Genomic DNA, 12,286 nt, shown 5'->3' with positions numbered 1-12,286 from the left:
GACAACGGGCGGCACTTCGAAAAGAGGAGAGGAAACGGATCGGATGGAATGATGACAGAGAAATGTGACGTGCTGATTTTGGGGGCGGGTGCGGCCGGCATGATGTGCGCCATCCGCGCCGGCCAGCGCGGCCGCTCCGTCATCATTCTCGACCACGCGAAAGCGCCGGGCGAAAAGATCCGCATCTCCGGCGGCGGCCGCTGCAATTTTACCAATATCCATGCCGGGCCGAAGAACTACCTCTCCGCCAACCCGCATTTCGCCAAATCCGCGCTCGCCCGTTACACGCCGCGCGATTTCATCGCGCTGGTGGAAAAACACCGTATTGCCTGGCACGAAAAAACACTCGGCCAACTGTTCTGCGATGACAGCGCCAAGGATATTATCCGCATGCTGCTTGGCGAAATGCAGGCGGTGAATGCGAAGCTGCGGCTCGAAACGTCGGTTTCGGCGGTCGCCCATGATGGCGGGCGTTTTCGCGTAACGACTTCTGGCGGCGTCATCGAGGCGGAAAGCTTAGTCGTTGCGACGGGCGGCAAGTCGATCCCGAAAATGGGGGCGACGGGTTTTGCCTATCAGATCGCCGAGCAATTCGGTCTGCGGCTCATCGAGACACGTCCCGGCCTCGTGCCGCTGACGCTCGATCCCGCAGCACTCGAAAAGCTGAGCCCGCTTGCCGGTGTCGCCGTCCCAGCCGAAATTTCCCACGGCAAGACGGCTTTCAACGAAGCATTGCTATTCACCCATCGTGGTTTGAGCGGCCCGTCGATCCTGCAAATCTCCTCCTATTGGCGCGAGGGCGATACGATCCGCCTGAAACTGGAGCCGGGGCGGGATATCGTCGCACTGCTGAAAGAGGCCAAACAGAAGAACGGCCGCCAGTCGGCCCAGACCGCCCTTGCGGAAATCCTGCCAAAACGGCTTGCCCAGCATGTGGTCGAACAATCCGGCCTGACCGGCAATCTCGCCGATATGTCCGAAAAGGCTCTGACAAAGCTGGCCGCACAGGTGCAGGACTGGCAGATCAAACCTGCCGGTTCGGAAGGTTATCGCACGGCGGAAGTTACGCTTGGCGGCGTGGACACCACTGGCCTCGATTCCCGCAGCATGGCGGCGAAATCGATGGCCAACCTCTATTTCATCGGTGAATGTGTTGATGTGACCGGCTGGCTGGGTGGTTATAATTTCCAGTGGGCCTGGGCGTCGGGGCAGGCGGCGGGCGAATTTGCCTGAAACCACGCCCTGTTAACATCTTGTTAATGGGCGCGGAGTCATCCTGATAGAATGCCAGCAAAGCCGGGTCATCCAATGATCCCGCTGCACATGATGTCCTGCTGGAGAGGCTCTTAACAGGGCATGGGTCGGTTGAGTTTTTCGTCAGGAGCCCGCGCATGAACAGATCTGCACATCGCCGCCCTCGCGCCATTGCCATCGCCCGCGCTGAAAGCGAGAGCCGGCAGTTGGCCCTTCGCCTGAGCGTTATCGCAGCCGGCGCTATCGCCACCCTGATCGCTCTCTTTTACTGACTGACCGCTCTTCGCCCTCATCATGCTGATCAGCGCGCTGAAAAGCCGCCACAGCCGTGATGCCTGCGCCATGTCGGCATAAAATTTCTCTTCCTGCTGAATGGCCTCGCGCCGCGTGCGCGGCTGCTGGTTTTCGATGATGGTCCGGGCTGCAAAAATCGCATGCATATCACTCTCCTCGTAATGCGGAGGGCCATGATGCGCGCCGTTTTTTGATTTATCTGCGCAAGAAAATGCGCTACGTTTTTCACCAATGAAAAACGTCACTTGGGATTCCTACCAGCTTTTCCTCGATGTGTCACGCGGCGGCGGCCTGACGGGTGCTGCCGCCGTGACGGGTTTGAGCCCCGCAACCGTGGGACGCCGCATGGTCGAGCTCGAAGAACGCGTCGGCAAGGCCCTGTTCCAGCGCAGCCAGGCTGGATACGCCCTGACAGCGGATGGCCATGTGCTGTTCGACCGGCTGCAGGCGATGGAGAGTGCGGCGAAGGATATCGAAGGGTGGCAGAAGGCGTCATCGGCATCTTCTGTCGTGCGTATTGCCGTCGGCACCTGGAATGCCTGGCTGCTGACCGGAAATTTTTCCGCCATCTGCACGGATCGCGATGATTTCCGCATCGATCTTTTTATTGCCGAACAGAGGGCGTCTCTGGCCCATCGCGAAAACGATATTGGCATCCGCGCTTTCGAACCGCAGGAAAAGAACCTCGCCGCCATCAAGACGGGGGAGGTAGCTTATGCGCCCTACAGGCTGCGCAACGCCGCCACTTCCGTTGCTGACCGTTGGCTGGCGGTGGCGGAGGAAAACGCGATTTCCACCTATTTGCGCTGGCCGCATGAAAACCGGCAGAATGATATTGTGGTAACGGTGAACCGGCCGACGGCGCTGCTTGATCTGACACTGGCCGGGGCAGGGGTTGCCGTGCTTCCCTGTTTCGTCGGCGATGCCGATGCGCGGCTGATGCGTGAGGGTGGCGAGATCGAACCGCTTCGCCACAATCAGTGGATCGTGATGAACAATGACGATCGCCACCGCCGCGATATCAGGACGGTGGCGGACCGGATGACCCGTCTCATCAAGCGACATTCCGATTTATATGCCGGGCGCAAGAGCCGCCCGGCTTGAAGCATTTCAGGCTGCGGCACTTCCCTGCGCGACGATGACCGGGATCAGCAGATCGCCCCAGTTGCCGCCGCCGCCATGGTGGCGGGCAGAGCGGACCAGCTCGACGGAAACGCCGGCCTCGACGGCTTTCATGACGGCCTGATTGAGGCGATGCAGATCATTGGCCAGCATGCGGATGGCGACCTGCTGATCCTGCGTCATGGCGGATGACTGCTCCTCGGCGCGTTCCTTGACGTGGGTCTTGATGGGGTTATGGGCATTCATGGCATTTCTCCTCTCATTATTGGTTGGGGTTCTTGATGCGATTTGCAAGCCCTTCCCGGCGACGGGAAGGGCGTTTAGGGAGCTTTATTCCGCCGCCGGGCGGAACTGGTCGTGCTCGGTGGATTCCTTCATGGCGGTGGTCGAGGACATGCCGCCAGAGATCGCCACGGACACGGCGTCGAAATAGCCGGTGCCGACTTCGCGCTGATGTTTGGTGGCGGTGTAACCGTTCACCTCGGCCGCGAATTCCGCTTCCTGAAGCTCGGAATAGGCCGCCATCTGCCGGTCCTTGTAACCCCGGGCCAGTTCGAACATGCCGAAATTCAGCTGGTGGAAACCGGCAAGGGTGATGAACTGGAACTTGTAGCCCATCGCGCCCAATTCCCGCTGGAACTTGGCAATCGTCGCGTCATCGAGGTTCTTTTTCCAGTTGAACGACGGCGAGCAATTGTAAGCCAGCTTCTTGCCGGGATGCGCCTTGTGCACGCCTTCTGCAAACCTGCGCGCCTGTTCGAGATCCGGCTTTGATGTTTCGCACCAGATCAGATCGCAATAGGGCGCATAGGCCACCGCGCGGGCGATGCAGGGTTCAAGACCGTTCTTCACCTGATAGAAGCCTTCGACGGTGCGACCGGCATCGTAATCCACGAAAGGCTGGTCGCGCTCGTCGATATCGGAGGTCAGAAGCTTGGCGGCTTCCGCATCCGTGCGGGCGATAACCAGCGTCGGTACACCCATGACGTCAGCCGCAAGCCGCGCTGCCGTCAGGTTGCGGATATGCGCCGCCGTCGGGATCAGAACCTTGCCGCCGAGATGGCCGCATTTCTTTTCCGATGCCAGCTGGTCCTCATAGTGAACACCGGCCGCACCCGCTTCGATAAAGGCCTTCATGATCTCGAAAGCGTTGAGCGGGCCGCCGAAACCGGCCTCGGCATCAGCGACGATGGGCGCGAACCAGGTATCGACCGAAAGGCCCTTGCCTTCCGCCGTCTCGATCTGGTCGGCGCGCTGCAAAGTGCGGTTGATGCGCTTGGCAAGCTCCGGCGCGGCATTGGCTGGATAAAGCGACTGGTCCGGATACATGGCCGACGCCGTATTGGCATCGGCTGCAACCTGCCAGCCGGAAAGATAGATCGCCTTCAGTCCGGCGCGAACCATCTGCATGGCCTGGTTGCCGGAAAGCGCGCCGAGCGCATTGACGAAACTCTCCTCGTTGATCAGCTTCCACAGCCGGTTTGCGCCCATCTCTGCCAGCGAATGACGGATTTCGACGGAGCCGCGCAGCCGCTCCACGTCGGCGGCGGTGTAGGTACGCTCGATGCCGTCAAAACGCCCCTGTGGTGCACCCGGAACAAGTTTGTAAAAATCCGTCATACTTCTCTCTCCCATGACAAGTGTAGTTTCGGAAGCGGCCTGTCATCAACATCGTGAAGCGCCGTTCGATGTGACTACATTTACATTTTTGAAGATTTAAGCGCCAGAAGAAACATAAAAACAGTGACTTGAAAGAGGTTATCCTGTAGAGTGCATGACAGGTTGGTGCTGTAAAATTGTAAATTTTGTAAAAATCATAACGGCAATGAATTTGTAACAGTCTTGTATGAGTCACGGGGATGGAGAGGCGAGCTATGTCGGAGAACAAGATTTTTGCCGGGCCGCGCGTGCGCCGCATTCGCAACGGTCTGGGGCTGACGCAAACCGCCATGGCCGAGGCGCTGGCGATCTCGCCCTCCTATCTCAATCTCATCGAGCGCAACCAGCGGCCGCTCACCGTGCAGCTGCTGCTGAAGCTTGCCTCGGTCTACAAGGTCGATCTTGATGACCTGCAGGGAGAGAGCGCCGGTTCCGCCGGGCAATTGCGCGAGGTTTTTGCCGATCCGCTGCTTTCGGGCGAGGTGCCGTCGCCGCAGGAACTGATCGAGGTTGCCGATGCCGCGCCCAATGCGGCGAGCGGCGTCCTCAAGCTCTACAGGGCCTACCGGGAGCAGGCGCAGCGCCTTTCCGACCTGTCGGATCTTCTGGCGCGGGAGGGGCATGAGACGGCGCTCTCCTCCACCCGCCTGCCGATCGACGAGGTGCGGCATGTCTTTGAAAACCGACCGGCCTATTTCCATACCATCGATGCAGCGGCGGAAGACCTCCATAAACAATTGTCGTCAGGCGACGACCTCGCCTCCGGTCTGCGCGCATGGCTGCAGAAAAACCACGGCATCGTGGTCAGAACCCTGCCGGTGCACGCCATGCCCAATCTGCGGCGGCGTTACGACCGCCATTCGATGCGGCTGTTTTTATCTGAGCGCCTGTCGCAACCGGACCAGCTGCGGGAAATGGCGATGGAGACCTGTCTTCTGGCGCTTCGCGAGGAGATCGGCGTCGAGCTGGAAGCGCTGAGCCTGAAAGGCGAGGAGGCGCGGCGCATCGCCCGTTTCGAACTGGCACGATATGCCGCCCATGCCTTGATGATGCCCTATGGTGCATTCCTTGCCGCCGCCCAGCGCGCAAAATATGACCTCGATGTTTTGCGGTCGCGCTTCAATGTGTCGTTCGAACAGGCCGCTAGCCGGCTCGTCAGCCTGCAACGGCCGACAGCCGCGGCAATCCCGTTTTTCCTGATGGAGATCGACAATGCCGGCAACCGGTTCCGCCTTGCGGGTGCCGGCGGTTTTCCGAGGGCGCGGTTCGGCGGCCTCTGTCCGCGGCTCAATATCCATGCGGCTTTCGCCCAGCCGGGGCAAGTGCTGGTGGAAGCGGTGGAAATGCCTGATGGTGATGCCTTCCTCACCGTTTCGCGCACGCTGGAAGGCCCGCAGGCGGGTTTTGGTGAAAGGGTGAGGCGCACTGCTGTGCTTGTCGGCTGCGAGCTCTCTCAGGCGGGAGAGACGGTCTATGGCCCCGCCGCTTCGGGCGCGCCGCCCGTCGCCGTCGGCCCTTCGTGCCGGCTGTGTGAAAGACAGGGCTGTCTGTCGCGCGCCGAAGCGCCGCTGACACGGCCGCTCGGTCTGGATGAAATGGTAACCGGTCTCAGCGTTTTCGACTTCCAGTAGGTGTTTCCATTCGCTTTTTCCCGGCCGGAACACATTTGGTTGAAAATGCTGTGCTGCACATTTCCCGCTTGCTCCCTTTTGTTTTCCTTTCTAGTCTCGCTAAAAAAGGGGATCACGCTTCCGTCGTGAGGATGCGTTAACAGGAGACATCATGAAAAAGCGTTCGCTCCGCCTGACTTTGGCTCTTACCTCCGCGCTCGTCGCAGCAGGCTCGGCAATGGCCCAGGAGAAGGTTGTTCACGTCTATAACTGGTCGGATTATATCGACGAATCGGTTCTTGCCGATTTCACCAAGGAAACCGGCATCAAGGTCGTTTATGACGTGTTCGATAGCAACGAGCTCGTGGAAACCAAGCTTCTGGCCGGCAGCTCCGGTTACGACGTCGTGGTGCCGACCGGCCCCTTCCTCGCCCGCCAGATCAATGCCGGCGTGTTCCAGAAGCTCGACAAGTCCAAGTTGCCGAATCTGAAGAATATGTGGCCTGAAGTCTCCGAGCGCCTGGCGAAATACGACCCCGGCAACGAATATGCCGTCAACTACATGTGGGGCACCACAGGCATCGGTTATAACGTCGCCAAGGTGAAGGCCGCTCTCGGCGATGTTCCCGTCGATAGCTGGGATATTCTCTTCAAGCCGGAAAATGCCGAAAAGCTGAAATCCTGCGGCATCAATATTCTCGATGCGTCGGACGAGACCTTCGCGATTGCCATGAACTATCTCGGCAAGAATCCGGACAGCAAGGAAACGGCCGATCTGGAAGCCGGCGGCGAGGTCTACAAGAAGATCCGTCCCTCTGTGAAGACGTTTAATTCCTCCGCCTATATCGATGAGCTGGCGAATGGCGATAGCTGCATCACCATCGGCTGGTCTGGCGACATCCTGCAGGCGAAAAGCCGCGCGGAAGAAGCCAAGAACGGCGTTGAGGTGAACTACATCATCCCGAAGGAAGGCACCTATATGTGGTTCGACAACCTTGCCATCCCGGCGGATGCCAAGAATGTCGAGGAAGCGCATGCCTTCATCAACTTTCTGATGCGGCCGGAAGTCATCGCCAAGGCGTCGAACTATGTTCAATACGCCAATGGCAACCTCGCCTCGCAGGCGCTGATGGACGAGTCGGTTTCCAAGAACCCCGCTGTTTATCCCGATGCCGAAACGATGAAGAAGCTCTTCACCATCTCGCCTTACGGACCGAAGGAACAGCGTGTTTTGAACCGCGTCTGGACGCAGATAAAGACTGGCAGCTGACACTGCAGCCCGCTGGTTGAGGAACGGCCGGCGGGCCTGTTTCTCTGATGCTTTTGCCGGCAGGTCACGTTACCTGCCGGTGCTGCCCGCCCCAAGCATCCGACCGAAAATAGATGCGGTTTTCGGTCCGATGATCAAATCGACAAGACCAACGGGATTTGAGGGTAGGGTGCATGGCGAAAACTCTGGGGCCGGTCAAACGTAAATTCAGCCCGTGGGACAATCCCGATGCGGTGCCCTTCATCCGCTTTGAAAACGTCACCAAGCGTTTCGGCGATTTCGTCGCCGTCAACAATCTGACGCTTGATATTTACGAGCGCGAGTTCTTTTCGCTGCTCGGTCCCTCCGGCTGCGGCAAGACCACGCTGATGCGGATGCTGGCCGGTTTCGAGGAACCGACCGAGGGCCGTATCCTGCTGCAGGGCAAGGATATTTCCGGCGTGCCGCCCTATAAGCGCCCGACGAATATGATGTTCCAGTCCTATGCGCTTTTCCCGCATATGTCGGTGGAAAAGAACATCGCCTTCGGGCTGGAGCAGGACGGCCTGCCGAAGGCGGAAATATTTTCCCGCGTCGAGGAAATGCTGCGGCTCGTCAAGCTGACGGAATTCGCCAAACGCAAGCCGAGCCAGCTTTCTGGCGGCCAGAGACAGCGCGTGGCGCTTGCCCGGTCGCTCGCCAAGCGCCCGAAGGTGCTTCTGCTGGACGAACCCCTCGGCGCGCTCGACAAGAAGCTGCGCGAGGAAACCCAATTCGAGCTGATGGACATCCAGACCAATCTCGGCCTCACCTTCCTCATCGTCACGCACGATCAGGAAGAGGCGATGACGGTATCGGATCGCATTGCGGTCATGGACAAGGGCAACGTCGTGCAGGTGGCGACGCCGGCCGAGATTTACGAGGCGCCGAACACGCGCTATGTCGCTGACTTCATCGGCGACATCAATATTTTCGACGCCAATGTCGTCGCCAACGCCTCAGACATCGGCAAGCCGGGTCTGGTGACGCTCGATTGCGACGGGTTGAAGGTAACGGTGGAGCAGGAATGCGCCGCTGCGACCGGCAGTCAGGTGGCTTACGCCATCCGCCCGGAAAAGGTCCGCATCTCGCTCGACCAGCCCGCCGACATTGCCGTTAATTCCGCCTATGGCGAGGTCTGGGATATCGGCTATCTCGGTGATTTCTCGGTGTTCATCGTCAAGCTTGCCGATGGCCGTGTCATCCGCGCCGCGCAGGCCAACGTCTCGCGTCTCGTCGATCGCCCGATCACCTTCGGCGATATGGTGTGGCTGAACTGGAAACCGGATTCAGGTCTTGTCCTGACACGCTGAGGGAGGCTTTCATGGCGATCACCACTCCCGAAAACCGGCAAAGCCCCTGGCGCTGGCTGGTCGTTGCGGTTCCCTATTTCTGGCTGCTGCTGTTCTTCGCAGCGCCGTTTTTCATCATCTTCAAGATATCGCTGTCGGATACGGCCATATCCATGCCGCCCTATACGCCGGTCTTCGAAGGATTTTCGAAGCTCGGCACGTTCTTCTCGCAGCTGGATTTCGAGAATTACCTGTTCCTGACGGAAGACCCGCTTTACATCGACGCCTATCTGTCGTCGCTGCGCATCGCCTTCATCTCCACCTGCCTGCTTTTGCTGATCGGTTATCCCATGGCGCTGGCCATGGCGCGCGCGCCTTCAGCCGTGCGGCCGACACTGGTGATGCTGGTGATCCTGCCGTTCTGGACCTCGTTCCTGATCCGCGTTTATGCCTGGATCGGCATTCTGAAGCCCGAGGGACTGCTGACGGTGCTGTTCCAATGGCTAGGTTTTCTGGGGCCGGACCAACAGGTAAACATTTTCCGCACCGAGACGGCGATCTTCATCGGCATCGTTTATTCCTATCTACCCTTCATGGTGCTGCCGCTTTATTCGGCGCTGGAGAAACTCGACAACACGCTTCTGGAAGCGGCGGCCGATCTCGGCTGCCCGCCATGGAAGGCCTTCTGGAAGATCACTTTCCCGCTGTCGCTTCCGGGTGTGGTAGCCGGGGCGATGATCTGCTTCATCCCAATCACTGGCGAATTCGTTATCCCCGATCTGCTCGGCGGCGCGCAGACGCTGATGATCGGCAAGACGCTGTGGACGGAATTCTTCGGTAATCGCGACTGGCCATTGGCATCCGCCGTGGCCGTGCTGCTGCTGCTGTTGCTGGTGGTGCCCATCGCCATCTTCCAGAACCAGCAGAAGAAGGTGGGATGAGGCCATGAAGCGCGGAAAATTCGACATCACCGTCCTGACGCTCGGTTTTGCCTTTCTCTATATCCCGATCATCATCCTGATCGTTTATTCCTTCAATGCCTCCAAGCTCGTCACCGTCTGGGGCGGCTTTTCGCTGCAATGGTACAGGTCCATGTGGTCGAACCAGGGGCTGATGGATGCGGCCTGGGTGACGCTGCGCGTCGGTATATTAAGCGCCACCATCGGCACCATCCTCGGAACGCTGGCGGCGCTGTCGCTCACCCGCTTTGCGCGGTTTCCGGGACGTGTGCTGTTTTCCGGCATGATCTATGCGCCGCTCGTCATGCCTGAAGTCATCACCGGCCTGTCGCTGCTGCTGCTGTTCGTCGCCGTCGGGGTGGATCGCGGTTTCTGGACGGTGGTCATCGCCCACACCACCTTCACCATGTGTTATGTGGCAATCGTCGTGCAGTCGCGCCTGCTGACCTTCGACCGCAGCCTCGAGGAAGCAGCGCTCGATCTCGGCTGCCCGCCGGTGAAAACCTTCTTCCGCATCACCCTGCCGTTGATTTTCCCCGCGGTCATCGCTGGCTGGATGCTGGCCTTCACGCTCTCACTGGACGATCTGGTGATCGCCAGCTTTGCCACCGGCCCCGGTGCGACCACGCTGCCGATCAAGATTTACTCGCAGGTACGCCTCGGCGTGACGCCGGAAATCAATGCCATCTGCACGATCCTCATCGGCCTCGTGACGATCGGCGTCATTGTCACCTCCATCACGTCCAAACGCACCGAACTGCAGAGGATGCGGGACGAACACGCCGCCGCCCGCAACTGATTATCAGGCTCGCTACGATTTCCTCACGTTACTGTTGAAATCGCAACAAAATTAGAAACCTGTAATTTAGTTTTGGGACTCTACGGTCTCAAAATAGGAATTATCGTCGGTGATTGCTCGATTTTGGTTTTAACCGCTTGTTAATAGGAGTTGGCGGAAAGTAAACCTAACGCAGGGTTGTCAAATTTCTGACGGCCGGGATTGATAATTTCCATATGGCGAGGTTGTCCCCCTTTCTCTCGTTAAAAAAAGCACAACTAATACAGGCGGCCGAAAGGCCGCCTTTCTTTTTGCCGAGATACCGGGCGCGGCTCAGCTGTTTTCCGGATGATCCATCGATTTCGAGACGAGAAGCACGGGAATAAGCCCGGCAATGATGATGATGATCGCCGGCACGGCGGCATCCTGCACCCTGGAGCGGGATGCATCCTCATAGACCAGCGTGGCGAGCGTGTTGAAACCGAAAGGCCTGAGCAGGATGGTCGCCGGCAGTTCCTTCATGGATTCGATCAGCACGAGCAGAAAAGCAGTCAGCGCCGCCGGCCGCATGTTCGGCAACAATACCTTGAACAGCGTTTGCAAACGATTGCGCCCAAGCGTCCGCGAGGCCATGTCGATATGCGGCGAGAGCTTCTGGAAACCGGCATCGAGCGTGCCTTCCGCCATGGTCATGAAACGCACGCTATGAGCATAGATGATGGCGAAGGCTGTGCCGGAAAGCAGCAATCCACTTGAAAACCCGAAATGCGACCGAATGAACCCGTCGACCCCATTGTCGAGGCTGGCGAGCGGAATAAGCACGCCGATGGCAAGCACCGTTCCCGGCACGCCATATCCCATGGAGCCAAGGCGGGCGGCGACCTTCGATGTGCGCGAGCGCTCGGTTCGAATGGCGTAGGAAAAGATGAAAGCCACGATCAGGGTAACGAAGGCGGCGGCGAGCGAGACCTCGAGACTGTGGCCCAGCGCTTTCAGAAGTTTCGGTGCAAACAGCGCATCCAGCCGCTTAGCGGCATAACCGCCAAGCACGATGACGGGAATGAAAAATCCGCTTGCCACGGGCAGGAAGCAGAACAGGCTCGCACACCAGCGCCGCCAGCCGGTCAACATCTTCAGCCGATGGCGCTGCGCCATGCTCGTCGCTTTCGGCGCACCGAAACGCTGTTTCTCACGCGCATTGCGTTCGATGAAGATCAGCGCGCCAACGATGATGAGGATGACGGCGGCGATCTGCGTCGCATTGGCAAGATTGCCGCGATTGAGCCAGGTCTCGTAAATGGTGAAGGTCAGCGTCTGGACACCGAGATATTCGACTGCACCGATATCGTTCAGCGTCTCCATCAAGACTAGCGAAAGCCCGATGGCAATCGCTGGCCGCGCCATCGGCAATTGTACGGAAAAGAACACGCTGAGCGGCTTTGCGCCAAGCGTGCGGGCCGCTTCCGCCGCAAACCGGCCCTGCATGGAAAAAGCGGTGCGAGCCGAGAGATAGACATACGGGTAAAGCACCGAACTCAGGACGATCACCGCGCCGCCAAGCGAGCGTATGTCGGGAAACCAATAATCGCGGATGCTGTGATAGTCGAAGGCGGCGCGAATTGCGCTCTGAACCGGGCCGGTGAAATCGAGGAATTCGCCGAAAGCATAGGCGGCCAGATAGGAGGGAATGGCCAGCGGCAGTACAAGTGCCGCAGACAACAGACGCCGCAGCGGAAATTCGAATGTCGTGACGAGCCAGGCGCAGCCAATGCCGGAAAACGCCGTCGTTGCGGCCGTCATCCCCAGCAACATGAACGTGCGAAACCCCGCACGCGGCAGAACGTTGGCGAGAAGATGTTGCCATCCATCGGTACTGCCGGTGAGCGCCAGCCAGAAGATCGCCAGAATCGGCATGGCGGCAATGGCCGCGACGATGACCGCCGCGACAGGCAGTATCGAAACGCGTTTTGTGGCTGGAAGGGAAACCGTCATGGGTATGCGGGCCTGTCTTGCGAAAGCCGTGATCGGCG

General features: G+C 59.1%; 11 protein-coding genes. 7 read left to right on the top strand and 4 right to left on the bottom strand.

Annotated elements, in window-relative coordinates:
- The first annotated feature begins 48 nt into the window (after nt 1–48).
- On the top strand, nt 49–1,233 hold the full coding sequence (locus tag FCH38_RS05440) for an NAD(P)/FAD-dependent oxidoreductase (RefSeq protein ID WP_149898600.1): 1,185 nt from the start codon (nt 49–51) through the stop codon (nt 1,231–1,233).
- Between the two features lie 113 nt (nt 1,234–1,346).
- Here FCH38_RS05440 and FCH38_RS05435 read toward each other — a convergent pair whose 3' ends face one another.
- The gene (locus FCH38_RS05435; RefSeq protein ID WP_236776549.1) at nt 1,347–1,793 is read right to left on the bottom strand and encodes a hypothetical protein; all 447 of its coding nucleotides are present in this window, start codon (nt 1,791–1,793) and stop codon (nt 1,347–1,349) included.
- Between FCH38_RS05435 and FCH38_RS05430 the strand changes: the two genes are divergently transcribed.
- Complete coding sequence (locus FCH38_RS05430) at nt 1,780–2,652, top strand: LysR family transcriptional regulator (protein ID WP_174373074.1); 873 nt, start codon at nt 1,780–1,782, stop codon at nt 2,650–2,652. The genes FCH38_RS05435 and FCH38_RS05430 overlap by 14 nt on opposite strands.
- 6 nt (nt 2,653–2,658) lie before the next feature.
- Here FCH38_RS05430 and FCH38_RS05425 read toward each other — a convergent pair whose 3' ends face one another.
- Together FCH38_RS05425 and aceA are read right to left on the bottom strand one after the other, a co-directional pair.
- The gene (locus FCH38_RS05425) at nt 2,659–2,916 is read right to left on the bottom strand and encodes a hypothetical protein (RefSeq protein ID WP_003515151.1); all 258 of its coding nucleotides are present in this window, start codon (nt 2,914–2,916) and stop codon (nt 2,659–2,661) included.
- Nucleotides 2,917–3,000: 84 nt separating this feature from the next.
- Entirely contained in the window at nt 3,001–4,290 is a 1,290-nt protein-coding gene (gene aceA, locus FCH38_RS05420; protein WP_174373073.1) for an isocitrate lyase, read from the bottom strand.
- Nucleotides 4,291–4,544: 254 nt separating this feature from the next.
- Here aceA and FCH38_RS05415 point away from each other — a divergent pair, with 254 nt between their 5' ends.
- The 5 genes from FCH38_RS05415 to FCH38_RS05395 all read left to right on the top strand — a co-directional run bounded on the left by FCH38_RS05415 (nt 4,545) and on the right by FCH38_RS05395 (nt 10,277).
- Nucleotides 4,545–5,960: a helix-turn-helix domain-containing protein gene (locus FCH38_RS05415; RefSeq protein WP_174373072.1), complete on the top strand. Its 1,416-nt coding sequence runs from the start codon at nt 4,545–4,547 to the stop codon at nt 5,958–5,960.
- A 151-nt stretch (nt 5,961–6,111) separates the two neighbouring features.
- Nucleotides 6,112–7,209, top strand: a complete 1,098-nt coding sequence (locus tag FCH38_RS05410) for a polyamine ABC transporter substrate-binding protein (protein WP_174373071.1) — start codon at nt 6,112–6,114, stop codon at nt 7,207–7,209.
- A gap of 173 nt (nt 7,210–7,382) precedes the next feature.
- Nucleotides 7,383–8,540: an ABC transporter ATP-binding protein gene (locus FCH38_RS05405; protein WP_174373070.1), complete on the top strand. Its 1,158-nt coding sequence runs from the start codon at nt 7,383–7,385 to the stop codon at nt 8,538–8,540.
- 11 nt (nt 8,541–8,551) lie between these two features.
- The gene (locus FCH38_RS05400; protein WP_174373069.1) at nt 8,552–9,460 is read left to right on the top strand and encodes an ABC transporter permease subunit; all 909 of its coding nucleotides are present in this window, start codon (nt 8,552–8,554) and stop codon (nt 9,458–9,460) included.
- 4 nt (nt 9,461–9,464) lie between these two features.
- Nucleotides 9,465–10,277, top strand: a complete 813-nt coding sequence (locus FCH38_RS05395; protein WP_046800630.1) for an ABC transporter permease — start codon at nt 9,465–9,467, stop codon at nt 10,275–10,277.
- Nucleotides 10,278–10,589: 312 nt separating this feature from the next.
- Here the strand turns inward: FCH38_RS05395 and FCH38_RS05390 are convergent, their stop codons facing one another.
- On the bottom strand, nt 10,590–12,248 hold the full coding sequence (locus tag FCH38_RS05390) for an ABC transporter permease (protein ID WP_210267100.1): 1,659 nt from the start codon (nt 12,246–12,248) through the stop codon (nt 10,590–10,592).
- Nucleotides 12,249–12,286: the final 38 nt, after the last annotated feature.

The sequence above is a fragment of the Agrobacterium tumefaciens genome, assembly GCF_013337285.1.
Taxonomy (GTDB): Bacteria; Pseudomonadota; Alphaproteobacteria; order Rhizobiales; family Rhizobiaceae; genus Agrobacterium; species Agrobacterium burrii.
The sequence above is the reverse complement of the archived record's forward strand: the minus strand, read 5'-3'. Positions and strand labels throughout refer to the sequence as shown.

What these genes read in the sequence shown, in the direction of transcription:
- FCH38_RS05425 (WP_003515151.1), bottom strand. Translation starts at nt 2,916, where the DNA reads ATGAATGCCCATAACCCCATCAAGACCCACGTCAAGGAACGCGCCGAG.
- FCH38_RS05430 (WP_174373074.1), top strand. Translation starts at nt 1,780, where the DNA reads ATGAAAAACGTCACTTGGGATTCCTACCAGCTTTTCCTCGATGTGTCA.
- aceA (WP_174373073.1), bottom strand. Translation starts at nt 4,290, where the DNA reads ATGACGGATTTTTACAAACTTGTTCCGGGTGCACCACAGGGGCGTTTT.
- FCH38_RS05415 (WP_174373072.1), top strand. Translation starts at nt 4,545, where the DNA reads ATGTCGGAGAACAAGATTTTTGCCGGGCCGCGCGTGCGCCGCATTCGC.
- FCH38_RS05390 (WP_210267100.1), bottom strand. Translation starts at nt 12,248, where the DNA reads ATGACGGTTTCCCTTCCAGCCACAAAACGCGTTTCGATACTGCCTGTC.
- FCH38_RS05395 (WP_046800630.1), top strand. Translation starts at nt 9,465, where the DNA reads ATGAAGCGCGGAAAATTCGACATCACCGTCCTGACGCTCGGTTTTGCC.
- FCH38_RS05440 (WP_149898600.1), top strand. Translation starts at nt 49, where the DNA reads ATGATGACAGAGAAATGTGACGTGCTGATTTTGGGGGCGGGTGCGGCC.
- FCH38_RS05410 (WP_174373071.1), top strand. Translation starts at nt 6,112, where the DNA reads ATGAAAAAGCGTTCGCTCCGCCTGACTTTGGCTCTTACCTCCGCGCTC.
- FCH38_RS05405 (WP_174373070.1), top strand. Translation starts at nt 7,383, where the DNA reads ATGGCGAAAACTCTGGGGCCGGTCAAACGTAAATTCAGCCCGTGGGAC.
- FCH38_RS05400 (WP_174373069.1), top strand. Translation starts at nt 8,552, where the DNA reads ATGGCGATCACCACTCCCGAAAACCGGCAAAGCCCCTGGCGCTGGCTG.